Annotated in this window: 16 protein-coding genes; 6 read left to right on the top strand and 10 right to left on the bottom strand. The window is 64.6% G+C overall.

Annotated elements, in window-relative coordinates; genetic code table 11:
* Positions 1-94: 94 nt before the first annotated feature.
* Positions 95-1,555: an MFS transporter gene (locus NKH21_RS13090; protein WP_502903412.1), complete on the top strand. Its 1,461-nt coding sequence runs from the start codon at positions 95-97 to the stop codon at positions 1,553-1,555.
* Positions 1,556-1,597: 42 nt separating this feature from the next.
* On the opposite strand, the gene NKH21_RS13085 is transcribed toward NKH21_RS13090, so the two are convergent.
* Positions 1,598-2,506, bottom strand: a complete 909-nt coding sequence (locus NKH21_RS13085) for a DMT family transporter (RefSeq protein WP_352666011.1) — start codon at positions 2,504-2,506, stop codon at positions 1,598-1,600.
* Positions 2,507-2,611: 105 nt separating this feature from the next.
* Here NKH21_RS13085 and NKH21_RS13080 point away from each other — a divergent pair, with 105 nt between their 5' ends.
* Complete coding sequence (locus tag NKH21_RS13080) at positions 2,612-4,015, top strand: aminotransferase-like domain-containing protein (protein ID WP_352666010.1); 1,404 nt, start codon at positions 2,612-2,614, stop codon at positions 4,013-4,015.
* Positions 4,016-4,045: 30 nt separating this feature from the next.
* On the opposite strand, the gene NKH21_RS13075 is transcribed toward NKH21_RS13080, so the two are convergent.
* The 3 genes from NKH21_RS13075 to NKH21_RS13065 form a co-directional block, all read right to left on the bottom strand.
* The gene (locus NKH21_RS13075) at positions 4,046-4,543 is read right to left on the bottom strand and encodes a MaoC family dehydratase (RefSeq protein WP_352666009.1); all 498 of its coding nucleotides are present in this window, start codon (positions 4,541-4,543) and stop codon (positions 4,046-4,048) included.
* Between the two features lie 138 nt (positions 4,544-4,681).
* Positions 4,682-5,110 carry a phasin family protein gene (locus tag NKH21_RS13070; protein ID WP_352666008.1) on the bottom strand — a complete coding sequence of 143 codons (429 nt, stop codon included), beginning with the start codon at positions 5,108-5,110 and terminating at the stop codon, positions 4,682-4,684.
* An 84-nt stretch (positions 5,111-5,194) separates the two neighbouring features.
* Positions 5,195-6,499: a DUF445 domain-containing protein gene (locus tag NKH21_RS13065; protein WP_352865409.1), complete on the bottom strand. Its 1,305-nt coding sequence runs from the start codon at positions 6,497-6,499 to the stop codon at positions 5,195-5,197.
* Between the two features lie 192 nt (positions 6,500-6,691).
* Here NKH21_RS13065 and rirA point away from each other — a divergent pair, with 192 nt between their 5' ends.
* The gene (rirA, locus tag NKH21_RS13060; RefSeq protein WP_352865406.1) at positions 6,692-7,153 is read left to right on the top strand and encodes an iron-responsive transcriptional regulator RirA; all 462 of its coding nucleotides are present in this window, start codon (positions 6,692-6,694) and stop codon (positions 7,151-7,153) included.
* 13 nt (positions 7,154-7,166) lie between these two features.
* On the opposite strand, the gene NKH21_RS13055 is transcribed toward rirA, so the two are convergent.
* The 5 genes from NKH21_RS13055 to hemP all read right to left on the bottom strand — a co-directional run bounded on the left by NKH21_RS13055 (position 7,167) and on the right by hemP (position 11,417).
* The gene (locus NKH21_RS13055; RefSeq protein WP_352865403.1) at positions 7,167-7,955 is read right to left on the bottom strand and encodes a heme ABC transporter ATP-binding protein; all 789 of its coding nucleotides are present in this window, start codon (positions 7,953-7,955) and stop codon (positions 7,167-7,169) included.
* 155 nt (positions 7,956-8,110) lie between these two features.
* Positions 8,111-9,214, bottom strand: a complete 1,104-nt coding sequence (locus NKH21_RS13050) for a FecCD family ABC transporter permease (protein WP_352865401.1) — start codon at positions 9,212-9,214, stop codon at positions 8,111-8,113.
* Between the two features lie 5 nt (positions 9,215-9,219).
* Complete coding sequence (locus NKH21_RS13045; RefSeq protein ID WP_352865399.1) at positions 9,220-10,128, bottom strand: heme/hemin ABC transporter substrate-binding protein; 909 nt, start codon at positions 10,126-10,128, stop codon at positions 9,220-9,222.
* An 11-nt stretch (positions 10,129-10,139) separates the two neighbouring features.
* Complete coding sequence (locus tag NKH21_RS13040) at positions 10,140-11,201, bottom strand: hemin-degrading factor (RefSeq protein ID WP_352865397.1); 1,062 nt, start codon at positions 11,199-11,201, stop codon at positions 10,140-10,142.
* Positions 11,202-11,210: 9 nt separating this feature from the next.
* On the bottom strand, positions 11,211-11,417 hold the full coding sequence (gene hemP, locus NKH21_RS13035; protein WP_352451949.1) for a hemin uptake protein HemP: 207 nt from the start codon (positions 11,415-11,417) through the stop codon (positions 11,211-11,213).
* 201 nt (positions 11,418-11,618) lie between these two features.
* On the opposite strand from hemP, the gene NKH21_RS13030 reads away from it, so the two are divergent.
* The 3 genes from NKH21_RS13030 to tolA are packed head-to-tail and all read left to right on the top strand — an operon-like array spanning position 11,619 to position 15,583.
* The gene (locus NKH21_RS13030; protein ID WP_502911894.1) at positions 11,619-13,826 is read left to right on the top strand and encodes a TonB-dependent hemoglobin/transferrin/lactoferrin family receptor; all 2,208 of its coding nucleotides are present in this window, start codon (positions 11,619-11,621) and stop codon (positions 13,824-13,826) included.
* Between the two features lie 5 nt (positions 13,827-13,831).
* The gene (locus tag NKH21_RS13025) at positions 13,832-14,263 is read left to right on the top strand and encodes a hypothetical protein (RefSeq protein WP_352666001.1); all 432 of its coding nucleotides are present in this window, start codon (positions 13,832-13,834) and stop codon (positions 14,261-14,263) included.
* Positions 14,264-14,299: 36 nt separating this feature from the next.
* Positions 14,300-15,583: a cell envelope integrity protein TolA gene (gene tolA, locus NKH21_RS13020; protein ID WP_352865391.1), complete on the top strand. Its 1,284-nt coding sequence runs from the start codon at positions 14,300-14,302 to the stop codon at positions 15,581-15,583.
* Positions 15,584-15,652: 69 nt separating this feature from the next.
* On the opposite strand, the gene putA is transcribed toward tolA, so the two are convergent.
* A complete protein-coding gene (putA, locus tag NKH21_RS13015) occupies positions 15,653-19,264 on the bottom strand; it encodes a bifunctional proline dehydrogenase/L-glutamate gamma-semialdehyde dehydrogenase PutA (RefSeq protein WP_352865388.1) in 3,612 nt (1,203 codons plus the stop codon).
* Positions 19,265-19,324: the final 60 nt, after the last annotated feature.

Genomic DNA, 19,324 nt, shown 5'->3' with positions numbered 1-19,324 from the left:
AATAAGATGAAAATGCTGCGCCTTTCGCCACATCAAGCCGGGGAATAACTTCCGGCAGCTCCGATCCTGGGGGCTGCCGGCAAAGGAGTTCACCTTGGCATCGATCGCTGAAAAGACTTGGAACGAAGTTGCCCCGGTGAGCGCACGATCGACCCGATGGGCATTGGCAAGCCTGTCGCTTTCAACGCTGCTGTCGTCGCTCGCCAACAGCATCGCCAGCGTCGGGCTGCCATCACTGATGCAGGCGTTCGGCGCATCGTTCCAGCTCGTGCAATGGGTCGTTCTTGCCTATCTGCTCGCCATCACCACCTTGATCGTCAGTGCCGGGCGGCTCGCCGATATATTCGGCCGCCGCCCGCTAATGCTCGGCGGCATTGCCCTGTTCACCTTCGCATCCGTGCTTTGCGGGCTCGCGCCGACGCTCTGGCTGCTGATCGCCGCACGGGCGGCACAGGGGCTCGGCGCGGCCGTCATGATGGCTCTGACGCTGGCCTTTGTCGCCGATACGGTTCCCCGGGAAAAATCCGGCAGCGCCATGGGCCTGCTCGGCGCCATGTCGGCGATCGGCACCACGCTTGGCCCCTCGCTTGGCGGATTTCTGATCGCCGGCCTCGGCTGGCGCGCGATCTTCCTCATTAATCTGCCGTTGGGGGCGCTGGCCTTCGCGCTCGCCTGGCGCGTCCTGCCGGCCAGAAAAAAGATAGCGGAACCGGATCGGCGCGGTTTCGACGGGATCGGCACGGCCTTGCTCGCTCTGACGCTGGCCGCCTATGCGCTCGCCATGACCCTTGGGCGCGGCAGTTTTGGCTCTCTCAATGTCGGCTTGCTGATTGCCACCGCCGTGGCTGGCCTCCTGTTCGTCATTGCGCAGACAAGGGCCGAGAACCCTTTGATCCAGCCTGCCAGGTTCCGCGACCGCGCCTTGAACGCAAGCCTCGCCATGAACCTGATGGTCGCCACCGTGATGATGGCGACGCTGGTGGTCGCGCCATTCTATCTGTCGCGCGCGCTTGGGCTGGACGCAGCCATGGTCGGGCTGGTTCTGTCGACCGGCCCTCTGGTTACCGCACTGGCGGCGCTTCCAGCCGGACGCCTGGTCGATCGTTTCGGGGCGCACCGGATGATGATCGTCGGCCTGTTCGATCTCGCTATTGGTACCGTTGCTCTATCGCGGGCGGAATTCGGTATTGCCGGCTATGTCGTACCAATCATCATCGTCTGCACCGGCTACAGCCTGTTTCAGACCTCCAACAATTCGGCCGTGATGACCGGTGTGGAATCCGACCAGCGCGGCGTCGTCTCCGGCCTGCTCAATCTGTCGCGCAACCTCGGCCTGATCACCGGTGCGTCGGTGATGGGTGCGGTGTTTGCCTTCGCATCGGCTGGCGGAAGCGAAGGCACCGGTCAGCAGATATTGGCATCTGCGGCAGCCGCACGCGGCATGCAGGTCACTTTCCAGGTCGCGACGGGCCTAGTGCTGATGGCGCTGATCCTTGCGATATTTTCAGCCCGCACCACTGCCGGGCGAACAGATATCGTTGCCAAGCATCCTTGAGGATTCCACCCGGTTCGCATGCAACTCCGGCAGCCGGCACACCTATCTCGCATATCTCTTGGCACCGACGACGCAAAGCACCACGGCGGCGGTGACGGCGATCATGGCGGGACTGACCTGCTCATGCAGCAGCGCTGCCGCCAGCCCAAGGCCGAAGAAAGGCTGCAGCAGTTGCAACTGCCCGACCGCAGCGATGCCGCCTTGCGCCAGGCCGCGATACCAGAACACGAAACCGATCAGCATGCTGAACAGCGAGACATAGGCCAGGCCAATCCAGGCGCCCCTGCCGGCACTTTCGAGCGACGGCGGCATGGTGATGAACGTCAGCGCCAGCATGACCGGCAGCGACAGCACCAGCGCCCACGAGATCACCTGCCAACCGCCGAGCTTGCGCGACAGCGCCGCTCCTTCCGCATAGCCCAATCCACACACGATGATGGCGGCCAGCATCAAGATGTCGCCGAGCGGAGAGACCGAGAGGCCTTGGGTGACTGCAAAACCAGCGACAAGGGCGCTGCCGAGGCACGAGAACAGCCAGAACGCCGGCTTCGGGCGATCACCGCCTCGAACCACGCCGAAGATCGCGGTCGCCAACGGCAACAGGCCGACGAAAATGATGGAGTGAGCCGAATTGATGTGTTTGAGCGCCAGCGCCGTCAGCAGGGGAAAGCCGACCACGACGCCAAGCGCCACGATCGCCAGCGGGAACAGATCTCGCCGCTCCGGGCGCTTCTGGCGAAAGAGAAGCAGCAGCGCCAGGCCGAGGATGCCCGCCGAAGCCGCACGGGCGACCGTTACGAACACCGGATCGAAATCCATCACCGCCACGCGCGTCGCCGGAAGCGAACCGCTGAAGATCAGCACGCCTATGAACCCGTTGACCCAGCCACTCGCCCCCCAGCCACTCGCCGCCCAAATACTCGCCGCCCAGCCACTTGCCGCCTTGTCCATCGATGCCCCGCTCGTTTTCGCCCTCTATCGGGCCGGGCGTCTGGCTCCGCCAGAGACAATCGGGTACAGTTTGACAAAACCGTCATGGTAGGGCGAGCAGTACGGATGGACGAGCAGACGACAACAGATGAGGGCAGCCGGACGCTTGTCGAAAGCGTCATGGCGACGATCAGGCACAGGATCGCCGCGCGCAGCCTGACACCGGGAATGCGGCTGCCTTCGATCCGGGCTTTCGCCAAGGCCATGCAGGTTTCCAAATCCACCGTGGTCGAAGCCTATGAGCGTCTAGCGGCGGAAGGCATGATCCGCTCGCGGCCGGGCTCTGGTTTCTATGCCGCCGGACCGTTGGCTCCGCTGTCGCTGGCCGAGATCGGCCCCAGGCTTGACCGTGCTGTCGACCCGCTCTGGGTCTCGCGCCAATCGCTGGAAGCCGGCGATGGCGTCCTGAAACCGGGTTGCGGCTGGCTGCCGGCAACATGGATGCCCGAGGCTGGATTGCGCCGGGCATTGCGGACGACGGCCCGCGCCGACGACGCCGCGCTGACCGATTACGGCACGCCGCTCGGCTTGCCGGCGCTACGCCATCTGCTGGCGCGGCGCATGGCCGAGCACGGCATCGAAGCCTCTCCGGACCAGATCATGCTGGCGGAGTCGGGAACCCAGGCGATCGACCTGCTGTGCCGGTTCCTGCTCGAACCGGGTGACACGGTATTGGTCGACGATCCCTGCTATTTCAACTTCCATGCCCTGTTGCGCGCCCATCGGGCCAAGGTGATCAGCGTCCCCTACACGCGCTCGGGTCCGGACATCGAGTTGTTCGCGCAGGCGCTGAACGAGCACCGGCCGCGCCTCTACATCACCAACTCTGCGCTCCACAATCCGACCGGCGCTATATTGTCGCCCGTCGTTGCCCATCGGGTGCTGAAGCTCGCCGACCAGTCGGGGCTGACGATCATCGAGGACGATATCTTCGCCGATTTCGAACACACGCCCGCGCCCAGGCTGGCGGCCTTCGACGGGCTCAGCCGGGTCATCCATATCGGAAGCTTTTCCAAGACGCTGTCGGCATCGGTGCGCTGCGGCTTCGTCGCCGCTCCTCGCGACTGGATGGACGGATTGACCGATCTCAAGATCGCCACCTCGTTTGGCAGCGGTCGGCTTGCATCCGAACTGGTACTGACGCTGCTGAAGGACGGCCTCTATCGCAAGCACGTCGATCTGCTGCGCGCGCGGCTCTCGCGCGCCATGGAAGAAACCAGCACCCGCCTCAGGGCAATCGGCATCGTGCCATGGATAGATCAGCCCGCCGGCATGTTTTTATGGTGCAAGCTGCCGGAGGGGATCGATGCCGCGGATGTCGCCCGCCATGCCCTGTCGGCCAATGTCGTGCTTGCGCCCGGCAATGCGTTCAGCCTGTCCCGGTCAGCCAGCCGTTACATGCGCTTCAACGTCGCCCAATCGGGAGACGACCGGATTTTCAGGGCGCTTGAAGAGGCGATGTCGCGTTGATTGCGCTGCCCCAAAACTGAGGCTGAACTCTCAGATGCTGGCCCGCTTGCGGCGCGCATAAAGCATGACGAGCGTCTCGGCGGTCAGCGCCGGTCTCTGCTCGCCTTCGATCTCGACCGTATTGGCGGCCTTCATCAGATACTGCCCCGGACCTTTGTCTTCCATCGACAACAGCGTGGTGCGCAGCCTGATTCGCGAGCCGACCCTGACCGGCGCCACGAAGCGCACTTTGTCGAAACCGTAGTTGAACGCGGCCTGCGTGTTTTCGGGTACGATCCCCATCTCGAGCGCCAGCGCGCCAATGATCGACAGGGTCAGATAGCCATGCGCGATCGTGGTGCGAAACGGGCTTTGCCGCTTCGCCCGCTCCGGATCGACATGGATCCATTGATGATCGCCAGTGCATTCGGCAAACTGGTCGATGCGGTGCTGATCGACCAGCGTCCAGTCCGAGACGCCCAACTCCTGCCCGGCCATCGCCCTGAGTTGCTCGAAGGTCGGCGGCGTCCTCGGCCGTATCTGCGTCATTCCTGCTTTCCCGATCGCTTGCCTGTTCCGGACCACGACGGGCCGCCCCTGTCAATTCGCCAGTGCGATTCCAGCCCATAATCTTCGGCCGCGAACCGCCGGTCTTCGCCGCCGGCAAGCGTGCTGCCGGGGAACAGCTTACTTCTTGTCGTGGCCGGCGCGGATCTCCTCCATCGCCTCCTTGATGCGGCTGCGCAGGATTTCGATCGATTCGGTGCCGGATACCCTCGCCAGTTCGGCCATCTCGCCGGCATTCTTCAGCGCGGTCTCGAACGATTTTCTGGCGAATGCCGCCTGCTTCTGCATCATTTCCTGCGGATTGCCGGGCGCCCTGTAGCTTTGTGCCATGTCGGCGATTTCGCGCAGCGTGTCCTGCAGCATCTCGCGTTGCCTGGACAACAGCGCCGACGCTCCGGCGGCACTCGCCCGGGCCGACTTCTCCAGCGCTTCCAAGTTTTTGCGGTTGTGAGCGAGGATCGCCTCGACGTCGACATTCGGCAGCTTCAGGTCGCGGCCGAACTTGCCGAACATGTCGATGAAGGACTCGGACTCCGGTCGTTTTGCCATGCTGGTTCTCTCCCCCCTGTTGCCGTGAACGCCGCCACTGCACGGAAGATAGTGCAGCAAAGCTCAGCGGTCCATTCGGAGGAGTCAGCCGACGAGAAACAGCCGTTCGGCGGTGTAGAGCACGAGCCCGGCAAGGCCACCGATGATCATGCCGTTGAAGCGGATATATTGTAGGTCCTTGCCGATGTTCATTTCGATAAGCCTTGTCAGTTGCGCGAGGTCCCAGCGCTTGACTTGGTCGGCGATGAATTTGGACACGCCGCTCTTCTGGCTTTCGACGAAGGAGGCCAGCGCCACGATGAACCCCTGGTTCATGTCGGCCCTGATCTGCGCGTCGTCGGCAAGATGGCGGCCGACCTCGACGAACATGGTGGCGAGATGGTCACGGATCATCGAATTCGGCGCCTTGGCGTCCTGTTCGATGAACAGCCGCATGCTGTCCCACATATCGCCGGCCAGCGCGCTGAGCTCCGGCCGGGCGAGGAAATCGCGCTTCAGCTTTTCGGCGCGCCTGGCATATTGTTTGGATGTCCTCAGCCGCTCGACGAAGGTTTCGACGAAAAGGTCGAATTCGGCTCGCATCGGATGGTGCGGATCGGCCCGCACCTCATCGAGCAGCGAGCCGGCCGACGCAACGATCTTCTTCAACAGATAGGCGTCGGCGCGAAACAGGTTGAACAGCGACGGCAGTTCCTCGCGGATCTTCTCGCGCATCGTCGCCAGCGCCTGCTCGTCGCTCAGGAAGCGGCCGACCACCTTGGTGAACTCGTCGAACAGTTTCTGGTGGCGGCGATCGCCGGTGAGCGCCGACAGCAGCTCGGCTGCAAGCGGCGCCAGCGGCACCTTTTCGATCTGCTCCAGCATACGGCTGGTGACGAAGCCGCGCAGTCCGGATTGCTCGACCGCCGCCAGCGTCTGCGGCACCAGCCGGCCGACGAAGCGCGACAGGTCGGCGGCGCGGTTCGGGTCGGCTAGCCAGTCCGCGACCAGCGCGGAAAAGTCGACCTCGGCGAGCTTTTCGCGCACCGGTTCCGGCGCCAGGAAATTGACCTCGATGAAGCGGCCGAGATTGTCCGCGATGCGGTTCTGGTTTTCCGGGATGATGGCCGTATGCGGGATCGGCAGGCCAAGCGGCCGCCGAAACAGCGCCACCACCGCATACCAGTCGGCCAGCCCGCCGATCGTCCCCCCTTCGGCGAAAGCGGCGACGAAGCCCAGCCACGCATGCCGGCTCTCGAGCGATTTCGCCACAGCAAAGACCAGCACGCAAAACGCAAGTGCTGCGGCGGCAACGAATTTGGTGCGCCTGAGCGCTGAAAGCTTGGCATCGGCATCGGCGTCGAACCGGACGGATGCGACAGATGCAAATGCCGGGGCTGGTCGTGACATGGTGGGCCGCTCCTGATCGATTTATGCGAACTTATCTAGTGTCGCTTCGCTCAGAAAGCGCGCCGCTGGTTCCGGTGCGCGCAATCGTGCACGCAAACTTGACGCCGCAATTCATCTATTATGCAGCGCCAGTCTGGAATTGTTCCAAACTATGGGCCATATTGACGCCAACCACTGTTATGTGAGGACACAATGCGGCTTACCCGTCAGACCAACTACGCCATGCGCATTCTGATGTATTGCGCCGCCAACACCGAGCGGTTGAGCCGCATCCCCGAGATCGCCGCCGCCTATTCGGTATCGGAACTTTTCCTGTTCAAGATCCTGCAGCCGCTGGTCGAAAACGGCCTGATCGAAACGGTGCGCGGCAGGAATGGCGGCGTCAGGCTCGGCCGCGCGGCCGAATCAATCAACCTGTTTGATGTCGTGCGGGTGACGGAGGAAAGCTTTGCCATGGCCGAGTGCTTCGAGAACGACGCCACCGAATGCCCGCTGGTCGACAGCTGCGCGCTGAATTCGGCATTGCGCGAAGCGCTCAACGCCTTCTTCGCCGTGCTGTCGCGCTACACGATCGCTGATCTGGTGGCGGCGCGCCCGAATGTGAGGCATCTGCTCGGCATCGACATGCTGGTGCAAAGGGCGCCGGCCGCCTGATTTCTCTGATTGCCTACGCTGCCGATTGCGGCAATACGAATGGCATGTTTGCGGCCGGCAACACGCTAACCTTCACCCGGCAATCGAAGACCTTTTCGATCAGCTCGTCGCTGAGCACCTGTTGCGGCGAACCTGTAGCGGCGAGCCTGCCGCGATGCATGACGAAAATCCGGTCGGCATACATCGCCGTCAAATTGAGGTCGTGCAGGATGGCGACCACGCCGCCGCCGCGTCTGGCGAAATCACGCGCGATGTCCATGATGATCAGCTGGTGTTTGATGTCGAGGCTGGACACCGGCTCGTCGAGGAACAGATAGCGCGGCTTGCCGTCGAGCGCCGGCGCCCAGACCTGGCAGAGTACGCGGGCAAGCTGCACGCGCTGCTGTTCGCCGCCGGACAGCTCCTGGTAGAAGCGGCCGGCAAAACCGTTGAGGTCGACGCGAGCCAGCGCCCGTTCGGGCAGGCGCTGGTCCTCGCCGGACAGCGCGCCGGAGCGCCCGCCGACCAGGCCGAGCCTGACGATCTCGCGCACGGTGAAGGGAAACGACAGCGTCGTCGCCTGCGGCAGCACCGCGCGCAGCGTCGCCGCCTCGACCGGCTTCATCGCCGATAGATTGCGGCCGTTGATGGTGACCTCTCCCGAATAGCCAAGATCGCCGGACAGTGCTCTGAGGAAGGTCGTCTTGCCCGAGCCGTTGGGGCCGACGATGGCGGCGATTTCGCCGGGCCGCGCCTCGAAATCGACATTGGCGACAATGTGCTTGCCGCCGATCGCCACCGAGACATCGCGCGCTTCGATCATAAGAACCCCTTAGAGACTATTTCGAAAATCGCTCTGGCGAGCCATATGGTGGTGGTTTCGAGAACCGGAGCGCAGCGGACATTTGGGTCCGTGAGCACCGGAAGCGCAGAAAACGCCATCAGATGGCCGCCAGAGTAGAGTTTCCAAACGGTCCCTCACAGGTCGATGACGCCGCGCTTACGCAGCAGGATCCACAGGAAGAACGGGGCACCGGCGACCGCGGTGACGATGCCGATCGGCAATTCGGCCGGGGCCACAATGGTGCGGGCAACGGCGTCGGCCAACAGCAGCAGCGCGGCGCCGAGCAGCGCCGATGCCGGCAGCAGGTAACGGTTATCGGGGCCTATCAGCAGGCGCAGCAGATGCGGCACCACGATGCCGACGAAACCGATGCCGCCGCTGACGGCGACCGACGCGCCGACCGCTGCCGAGACGCCGACGATCGCGGTGTATTTCAGCCGCTGCACCGGAATGCCGAGATGGCCGGCCGTGGCCTCGCCGAGCGCCAGCGCGTTGAGGCCGCGCGCCAGGAACGGCATTGCCGCCAGCGCTAGCACGATGATCGGTCCGACCGAGCCGATTTTTTGCCACGTTGCGCCGCCCAGCGAGCCGAGCTGCCAGAAGGTCAGGTCGCGCAATTGCCGGTCGTCGGCCATGAAGATCAGGATGCCGGTCAGCGCCATGGCAAGCGCCGCCAGCGCGATGCCGGCGAGCAGCATGGTGGCGACCGAGGTTCGGCCTTGCCGTGTCGCGACCTGATAGAGCAGCAATGTCGTCGCCAGCCCGCCGCAGAACGCAGCCAGCGGCAACGCCAGCGTGCCGAGCGCCGAAGTCAGCGGCGCCAGCATGGTCGAGCCAAGCACGATGACGGCGACCGCACCGAGGCTCGATCCGGCCGAAACGCCGATCAGGCCGGGGTCGGCCAGGGGATTGCGGAACAGCCCCTGCATGACGGCACCGGACACGGCAAGCGATGCGCCGATCAGCACGCCCAGGATGATGCGCGGCAGACGGATGTCATGGATGATCAGGTGGTCGCGGGCGCTCAACGCCGCATCGCCGGGCGGCGCGCCGAACAGCCAGTCGCGCATGACGCCGATGGCCGAGGCATCGGATGCGCCGGAGGTTAGCGACAACAGCACGGCGATAGTCAGCCCGACGCAGAGCAGCAGGATGACGAGGTGGGCGCGCCGCGAGCGGTCACCCTCGGCTGCCGTCACCATAATTCCCGCCGCACCGGCGATCGAATGATCGGCCATCGCGCTCAATCCGTGACCTGGCTGCCATAGAGCGAGACGGCGAGATCGTGGATGGCGTCGGCCGTGCGCGGGCCGAAGCCGAGCAGATAGCCGCCGTCCATGCGGATCAGCCTGCGGGCGGCTCCCGCCGGCGTCGAAGCCACGGCAGGGTTCGAAAACAATTCGTCATCCGCGGTGGCCGGCCCGGCATTGTTCATCATCAGGATCACGTCGGGCCTGGCGGTGATGACTGCCTCGTCCGACAATTGCTTGTAGCCGGCAAAGCCGTCGATGGCGTTGATGCCGCCCGAAAGCTTGATGATGCCGTCGGCGGCGGTGTCGCGGCCGGCGGCAAGCAGCTTGCCGCCCTGCATCGACAGCACGAACAGGGTGCGCTTGCGCTCCTTGATCGAGGCGGTCTGCTTTTCGGCTGCCTTCAGCCTGGTGTCGATCTGGGCCGCCAGCGCATCGGCTTTGGCCTCGGTGCCGAGCGCCTTGCCGACGATGTGGATCTTTTCGAGAATGCCTTGATTGTCATAGCGCTCGGGCACCTCGATGAACGGGACGCTTGATTTCTTCAAGACGTCGACGGTTTCCTTCGGTCCGCTGCCGTGCAGCGCCAGTATACCGGACGGATTGACCGACAGCACACCCTCCGGCGACAGCTGGCGCATGTAGCCCACATCAGGCAGTTCCGCCGCCGCTTGCGGATAGCGGCTGGTCGAATCGCGTGCGACAAGACGATCCTGTTCACCGAGCGCGTAGACGATCTCGGTGATCGAGCCGCCGATGGCCACGATCCGCGAGCGGTCGGCGAAAGTCGCGATGCCCTCGGCGGCCTGAGCCGGCATCAGCGCGGCGAACGCCATGAAAACAGCGGCCGCAGGACGAGGCGCCGACTTGGAGACCGATGCCAGCCTGGAGAAAAGAACCATCGTCGTTTTTCTCAGGCTGCGGTCGGGCTCGGGATTCGCGGCAGGTTTTCGGCCAGAAAGCGCCAGTCTTCGCGCTCGCTTTCGCTCTCATGCCGCTTACCGAAGAACTGGATGATCATCTTGCCGTCGGCGCCATAGACTTCGAGCGACGTGACATGGCCGTCCTTGGTCGGCTTGCGCACGGCCCAGACCTCATCGATGTGATCGGTCCGCAGGTGCAGATGGAAGGTCTCGTCGAGCACATTGAGCCATGGTCCCATCGGCTTGATCGAGGCGACGGGGCCAGAATGGATCTGGATGCAGCCGCGATTGCCGACAAAGCACATGATCGGCATGGCGCCAGCAGCGGCGTGGTTGAACATGGCGCTCACCGCATCCTTGTCGACCAGCCAGGCGTAGTCCTGGCCGACCATGCGCACCGCCTGGCGGCGGCTGAGCTTCAGTGTCTTCAACATGCCGAAGAACTGATGCACGTCGGTCAGCTGGCTCCAGCGGTCGCGCAGATCGTCGACGCTCGCCGAATTGTCCGCAGTCTCGGTCTCGTCGTCAGCCGCGCCCGCTGAAATCGCCACCGTCGGTTCCTGGTTCGGCGATTCCAGCCCGGCCACCAGCTTCTGATAGGCGTAGAGGTTGGAGGCGGGTCTGAGATGCACCTTGTGCATCGCCTCGCCTGCGGTGTCGAAGAACTGCAGGCTGCGTCGGATGTCGGCGCCGTCGCGCTTTTCCACGGCGAAGCCGTGCGCCCAGACTTTCGGGAAGATGCGCAGGTCGATGTTTTCGCCGAGCACCATGGCATTGTGATTGCCGGTGACGACCTTGTCGTAGACGCCGATCTTCTCGTGCACCGCGCTTTCGTTGCGGGTCAGCGCCATCACTTCACCGACAGCTTCCAGGCCAGTCAAGAGGTCGTTGACACGCGGCTCGACGCGCACGACGCCGTCGCCGCAATGCGCGGCGACCAGTTCGGCTTCCGAAATACCGAGCTGGGCGGCGAGATCGCGCTCGCGCATTTTCGGATTGTCTGCCCGTGCCCGCCGGATCTCGTGCGGAGCGGGTTTTACGCGCTGGTCCATTTCTACCACCTACTTGTTGAGGATGAGCTTGCCCTGCCGGGTGATCTTCAGCCGGTACAGCGCACCATGATGCTCGATGCCGATCTCGTGCTCGCCCTGGAACAGCGTGTTGCTTGACAGCGTTCTCACGGCCGATTGGACCCGGTCGAAACGGACGGAATTTTCGTCGGAACGGCGGACGCGATAGCGAAAGTCGCTGGGATTGTGCGTGTTCATGGGTTCGCTCCCTTTCCTGTGCCGGGCATCTGGCTCGGCGCCTGCGTGAAATGCCGATTCAATTCTTGACTCGAATGGTCATGTTATCTAGCAGTGCAATACCGGAGTAAATGAGTCAACATTTAAGACGCCGGACGCGATGAAAAATGCCAGCGAGCCCCAAGCCAGCCAGCATCGAACATGGATTCTTGGAGTTGCAGCATGGGGTTGGCGAATTGGGGACGGCTGGCGGGCAACGGCCTGACACACTGTTCTATGACAAGCAAAATGGCTGCGTTTTTGGCCGGCGCGGCGGCGATCCCGCTGCTCGCCACACCGGCCGGCGCCCAGCAGGCCGCCCAACCGGCAACTGACCAGCAGCAGACTGACCGGTCTCAACAGCCCGAAAAGACAAAGCCGGCGGGTACCACGCTGCTCGACAAGATCCTGATCCTCAGCCGTACCGGCGAGACGGCGATCGAGTCGCTTGCTTCAGCCAGCCATGTCGACGAGGAACAGCTCGAGCGCCGCATGGCGACGACGCCCAACGAGATGCTGTTCGGTGTGCCGGGTGTCGCCGTCCAAGCCGACGCGAGGCGTGTCAGCTCCAGCATCAACATCCGCGGCTTGCAGGACTTCGGCCGCGTCTCCGTCATCGTCGACGGTGCCCGCCAGAATTTCCAGCGCTCGGATCACGGTACGCAATCGGCCTTCTACATCGATCCCGAACTGATCAAATCCGTCGACGTGATCCGCGGCCCGGTCGCCAACACCTACGGCTCCGGGGCGATCGGCGGCGTCGTATTTTTCGATACCAAGGATGCGCAGGATTTCCTCAAGCCGGACGAGACCTGGGCGGCATCTGCGACCGGGCGCTACGAAACCAACGGCGAAGGCTGGACCACCAGTGCCACCGGCGCCTATCGGATCAACGAGAACTGGGACGTGCTCGGCAATATCATCTACCGCGACTATGACGACTACAAGCATGGCGGCGGCGCCACTGTAGCGGGCACCGGCTTCGACGTCTTGAGCGGCCTCCTCAAGACGACCATCCGCCCCAGCGAAAACAGCGAGCTGAAGCTGGGCTGGATCGGCTCGAACGACGGATGGACCGAGACCAGCGGCAGCACGCCGGTGAACGACGCCGACCTCAAGGCGAATACCTTCACGGCCCGCTACAACATCACCGACGAAGACAAAAGCTGGCTCGATCTCCACATCAACGTCTCCTACAACAAGACTAAGCTCGATCTGACGACCCTTGTCGCGCAAAACCGGTTTGATCCGGTCACCGGCCTGCCCGTGGTTTTGCCGGCGGGCTCGAAATCGACGTTCGACATCGGCACCTCCGGCATCGACATCTGGAACACGTCGAGATTCGAGACCGTCGGCATTGCGCATGAGCTGACCTATGGCGGCGACTGGGTTGGCGACGATGTCGAGACAGGCGGCACGGCGGGCGGCGACAGTTTCTACACGCCCTCGGGCAACAGGAACGTCTCCGGCGCTTACGTCCAGGACAAGCTCACCTGGGACTGGCTCGAGGTCATCGCCGGGCTGCGTTACGACAGCTACAAGCTCGACAGCGATGTCGGCGAAACCTCGGGCAACCGGCTGTCGCCACGCATCACAGTGGGCGTTTCGCCCTTCGAAACCGCCAGCCTTTCCGGGCTGCAATTCTACGGCACCTATGCGGAAGGCTACCGTTCTCCGTCGCTGTCGGAGACCCTGATCAGCGGCAATCATCCGGCAGGCGTCAGCTTTCCGTTCCTCCCCAATCCCAATCTCAAGCCCGAAACCGGCAAGACCGTGGAATTCGGCGTCAATTACAGCACCAACGGCGTCATTGAGGCCGAAGACGCGTTGCGGCTGAAGGCGGCCTATTTCAACAACAATGTCGACGACTACATCGACGGCGTGACCCTATCGCCGTTCGACCCGACCAGCGGCTGCCCGTTCGGTCCGGGCATACCGATCTGTTTCCAGTATCAGAATTTCGCCAAGGCCAAGATCCACGGCTTCGAGATGGAGGGCGTCTATGACGCCGCCTGGGGCTTTGCCGGCCTGTCCGCCTCGATCACCGACGGCCACACGATTTCCTATGAAGGCGAACGGGCGGACCTTGTCACCGTCCCCTCCCCCCAGATCACCGGGCAACTCGGCTTGCGCTTTCTCGAGGACCGGCTGACCATCGGCGGCGAAGTGCAATACAACGGCAAGCCGCAGGGCAACCCGGTGGCCAGGGACTACACGCTGGTCAATGCCTTCGCCAGCTACCAGGCGACCGACAATTTCAAGGTCGATTTCCGCGCCGACAATCTGTTCGACGTCAAATACGCCAACCCGCTGAACGCATCGACGACGAGCGTCGTCTACGAGCCCGGCGTCACCCTGAAGCTGGCGGCGACCATGAGGTTTGGAGGCTGACGACAATGACAGGCATGACGGCATCCCTTCGTCTGTTCGCCGCGGTGCTGGCAATATTGCTTGCGGCGGCTCCGGCGTGGACACAACAGCAAGTGCCGGCGCTTTTCCTCGAGCTCAACGGCGCGCAGCCTTCCGACAAGGGCTGCCGCCTGACGTTCGTGGTCACCAACAATCTCGGCGCCGGTCTGTCCAAGGCGGCATTCGAGATCGCATTGTTCAATGAGGCCGGCGTCGTCGATCGGCTGACCGTGCTCGATTTCAAGGAGCTGCCGGCAGGCAAGACCAAGGTGACGCGTTTCGACCTTGCCGGCACCGATTGCGGCAAGGTCAGCCGCGTGTTGATCAATAGCGCCACGGAATGCGCCGGCGCCGAGCCGAATGCCTGCATGCGCGGGCTGAAGGCGCAGACTAGGACCGGCATCGCCTTCGGGGTCTGAATTTTGGGACTGGAACCCGCCTTCGCACGAAACGCTGTGGCGTGGCCGCTAGCCGGTTTCCTGCCGCCGGAGCCGGATGATCCGGATTTCGCCATCCCGCGCGGGGCGCTGCGTGTTTCGCTGCGCGACAGGCCGGAAGACGGTTACATCGTCGATGCCGACGGCGACTTGCCTACGGTGCCGGCGGAGCCATTGCGGCAGGCACGACGGAAGCAGCGGCGCCGCAACTGGACGGTGGCGATCACCTGCTCTTGCGCATTCCACGTAGCGGTGGCGCTGGCCTTTCTCACGCTGCCGGACGATCGGCCAAAGATCGAAGGTGCCGACCAGCACGGCGAAATGCTGCTCGGCGCCGATCCGCAGCAGGCGGCCGGCGATGCCGCAGATGACCCGGAAGTGGCCAACGTAACGATGGTGACCATGCTCGAGGCCAAGCCCGTCGAAACGGTCGAGGCACAGGCGACCGCGGCCGAGGAGACGCTCCAGCCGGTCACTGACGCGGCCGAAGCATCGGGAGTGGTCGAGCCGGTTAGCGAGGCCGCAACGGAAACTGCTGCGCCTGCCGATCGCACCGAGCCAGCTCCTGCGCAGCCGGCGCGCCAAGACCCATCGCCCGACATTCTTGCGATCGACAGGCTGGTGCCTACCGACGACAATGCCGTGCCGCCGCCAGCAAGCGCCGTCGAAACGGCCAAACCTGCCGAGACAAACGCGCCGGTACCAGCCGCTCCGAGGCCAGCCGAAACAGTTCAGACGACCGAGACAGTCGGCGCGGCGGAAGAACCGAAGCCGGACAGGCCGAAGCCCAAGCAGCCGAAGAAGGCAACCGCGCAGAAAAAGCCGGCCGGGAAAGCCGAACCAGATGAGCCTGAAAAGCCGACCCTGCGCAAGAAGTCGGGCAAGGCACTTGCCAAAGCCGATTCCAAGAAGAGAAAGACCGGCTCCGGCGGCCGTGACGAAACGGATGTCGCGCGCGGCATGGCCGACGGCAGGAAGGACGGCAAGCTCCTGACCGCCAGCAGGGGCGGCAAATCAGGCATCGGCAATGCAGCCGTCACGAACTACCCCGGCAAGATCAGGTCAAAGCTGGTGCGGGCCTTCAATTCGACACGCACGCGCGCCACCGGCACAGCAACCGTTGCCTTTACCGTCGGCTCGAATGGCAACGTCCGGTCGGCCAGGCTGACGGGCAGTTCAGGTGTTACCGCGCTGGACAAGGCCGCACTCGACGCGGTCCGCCGGGCATCTCCGTTTCCGCCGATTCCAGACGGAGCCGGTCGCTCGGCCTGGCAGTTCGAGGTGCCGCTCGGTATCAGGTAGCGACCGTCCCTATGCCGGCACCAAAGTCGGCGCCGCCCCTGCCCGCGATACGCGAGCCCTGGCGAAACCCTACGCAGCGGCCAGCAGGCTGGCATTGCCGCCCGCCGCCGTGGTGTCGACGCAGACGGCGCGCTCGTGCGCATAGGCGGCCGGATAATAGACTTCGCTGATCAGCGGCACGATCGGGCCGGCGCGCTCGGCGATGACCTTGCGCACGATGCGCGCGGCCTCGGGCGTGCCGGAAAAGGCAACCACATCGACGCGCAGCGAGCGCGCTTCGACCGGGTCCGGACGGCCGTCGATCGCCGCCAGCGGCAGGCCCTTGCCGGTCAGCGCCGACAGTGCCGCCGGCGCGCCTGGGGCGACGGCGAGCACCGCATTACCGGCGGCCAGCGCCTGGATCGCCTGGGCAAGCAGCGTATCCGCGTCCGGACCGAGGCACAGCACGCGGCCGCGCGGCGACAGCGACAGCGTGTTGGCCTCGCCGGTCGGCCCGGGCAGGTCGACCTGGCCGAAATCGATCGCGGCTGCAGTGCCGATGGCCGCGGCACCCTTGCCGCGCAGATGTTTCCTCAGGATGGCGACACGATCTGGACGCGTCGACCAGCCGCCAAACGCCGGGTCCGGCAGATTGTCGGCGAGCTCGGTCGCCGTCACCTTGCGGCCTTCGGCAAGATGGGTGCCGGCCTCCGGTCCCTTGCGGAAGCGCCGGAGATAATGTGGCCCGCCGGCCTTCGGCCCGGTGCCGGAAAGGCCCTCGCCGCCGAACGGCTGCGCGCCGACGACGGCGCCGATCTGGTTGCGGTTGACGTAGATGTTGCCGGCATGGATGCCATCGACGAAATGCTGGGCGCGGCCTTCGATGCGGGTGTGCAGGCCGAAGGTCAGGCCATAGCCCTTGCGGTTGATCGCGGCGATCACCGCATCGATCTCGTCGGCATCGAAGGTGGCGACATGCAGCACCGGGCCGAACACCTCGCGCTCCAACTCCTCGATGCCCTTGACCCGAAAGACGTGGGGCGCGACGAAGCGCCCGTCCTTCGGCGCTTCGAGCTTGGCGATCAGCCGGCCCTGCAGGCCCATTTTCGTGCAATAGTCGCGGATCGACGCCTGCGCCTCGTCGTCGATGACCGGGCCCACATCGGTCGAGATCCGCCAGGGGTCGCCGAGGCTGAGCGCTTCCATCGCGCCCTTCAGCATCTCCAGCATCTTCTTCTCGACGTCCTTCTGCACATAGAGAATTCGCAATGCCGAGCAGCGCTGGCCGGCACTCTGGAAGGCGGAGGCCAGGATGTCGCGCACCGCCTGTTCGGGTAGCGCGGTGGAATCGACGATCATGGCGTTCAGGCCGCCGGTCTCGGCGATCAGCATGGCGTCGGGCGCGGCGGTCTCGGCGAGCTGCTTTTCGATCAGCTTGGCGACCTCGGTCGAGCCGGTGAAGCAGACGCCGGCAATGCGCGGATCGGCGGTCAGCGGGCCCCCGACCGAGGGGCCGTCGCCGGGCAGAAGCTGGATGACGTCTTCCGGCACGCCGGCCTCGCGCAGCAGCTGGACGGCGCGAAAGGCGATCAGCGGCGTCTGCTCGGCCGGTTTGGCGATGACGGAATTACCGGTGACGAGTGCCGCCGCAATCTGCCCGGTGAAGATGGCGAGCGGAAAATTCCACGGCGAGATGCAGGCGATGGCGCCGCGCGCCTCGGTGCCCGCCTCGGCATTGACCGCCTCGGCAGCATAGTAGCGCAGGAAGTCGACCGCCTCGCGCACCTCGGCAACGCCGTCGGCCAGTGACTTGCCTGCCTCGCGTGCGGCCAGCGCGAAGAACTCGACGGCGTTCGCCTCGTAGAGATCGGCCGCCCGGTTGAGGATGGCAGCACGCTCAGCGACCGGGCGTCTTGCCCATGCCGGTTGTGCCTCGACGGCGATGCGCACGGCGGTCTCGACCTGCTTGGCGCCGGCCTCGCTGACCGTGCCGACCACTTCCGAAGGTTTTGCCGGATTGACCACCGGACGCTGCTTGCCGTAGCCGGCGGCGCGGCTGACCGGCTTGGCGTGCCAGCGCTCCGGCCCGGCGAACTCGGCCCTCGCCTTGTCGATCGCAGCCAGCGTCAGCGTGTCGGCGATATCGAAACCCTTGGAGTTGCGCCGGCCGGGGCCAAAAATCGCCGATGGCGGCACGATCGCCGGATTGGCGGCGGGACCTTGCTTCTCCACGGTTTCGAGCGGGTCGCGGGCGATGTCCTCGGGCTCGACCTCCTCGTCGGTGAGCTGGTGGACAAACGAGGAGTTGGCGCCGTTCTCCAGCAGCCGGCGGACCAGATAGGCGAGCAGGTCGGAATGCGCGCCGACCGGCGCATAGATGCGGCAGCGCGTGCCTTCGGCCTTGCGCACCGTCTCGTGCAGTGCTTCGCCCATGCCGTGCAGCCGCTGGAACTCGAATGTGTCGCGGTCCGTCGTCATCGACAGGATGGCGGCGACGGTGTGGGCGTTATGTGTGGCGAATTGCGGATAGATGCGATCGGTCATCGCCAACAGCTTCTTAGCGCAGGCCAAATAGGAGACGTCGGTGTTGGCCTTGCGGGTAAAGACCGGATAGCCGTCGAGCCCGAGCGTCTGCGCCCGCTTGATCTCGGTGTCCCAATAGGCGCCCTTGACCAGCCGCACCATGATGCTGCGGTCGTATTTCCTCGCCAATTCGTAGAGCCAGTCGATGACGAAAGCGGCGCGCGGGCCATAGGCCTGCACGACGACGCCAAAACCGTTCCAGCCGGCCAGCTCCGGCTCGGCCAGCACCCGTTCGATGACGTCGAGCGACAAATCGAGGCGGTCTGCCTCCTCGGCATCGATATTGAGCCCCATGCGCGAATGGCGCGCCGCCAGCGCCAGCGACAGCAGCCGCTCGGCCATGACGGGCAGCATCTTTTCCTTCTGCGTCACCTCATAGCGCGGATGCAGCGCCGACAGTTTTACCGAAATGCCGTGGTTCTGGCGGATGTCGGGGCCGTTGGCGCCGGCGTCGAGCGAGGAGATGGCGTCGGCATATGCCTTGAGGTAGCGCAGTGCGTCGGCCTCGGTGCGGGCCGCCTCGCCCAGCATGTCGAAAGAATAGAGATAGCCCTTCTGCGTCATCGGACGGCCGCGCCTGACCGCCTCGGCAATGGTGCGGCCGAGCACGAACTGCTCACCCATCTCGCGCATCGCCGCCGCCACCGCCTTGCGGATGACCGGCTCGCCCAGCCGGCGCACCATGGCGCGCAGCGTGCCTTCGATGCCGCCCTCGCCTTCGTCAAGCACGCGGCCGGTCAGCATCAGCGCCCACGTCGACGCATTGATGAAGATCGAGCTCGAGCCGCCCGAATGCGCCGACCAGTCGTGCGGCGCAATCTTGTCGGCGATGAGGTCGTCCATCGTCTCGGTGTCGGGCACGCGCAGTAGCGCCTCGGCCAGGCACATCAGCGCCACGCCTTCTTTGGTCGAGAGGCCATAGGCTGACAGGAAGACCTCCATCAGCCGCGGATCGGACGAGCCGCGCACCGCGCGCACCAGATCGGCTGCACGGGCCGAAATCGCCTTGCGTTCTTGCGCGGACAGCCCGGCCGCATCGGCCAGCCGCTTCACCGCCTGATCTTCGTCGGGCAAATAATTGGCACGGATCTGCTGGCGGATGGTGTCGAGCGCTGGCATGGCGGTCCTGTAGAGCGAGCATAAGGGAGCGGGCCGGCGGTCACCGGACCGAACGGCGCA

The sequence above is a fragment of the Mesorhizobium sp. M1329 genome (assembly GCF_040318035.1).
In the GTDB taxonomy this organism is placed as follows: domain Bacteria; phylum Pseudomonadota; class Alphaproteobacteria; order Rhizobiales; family Rhizobiaceae; genus Mesorhizobium.
This window is presented reverse-complemented; position numbering and strand designations above follow the sequence as displayed.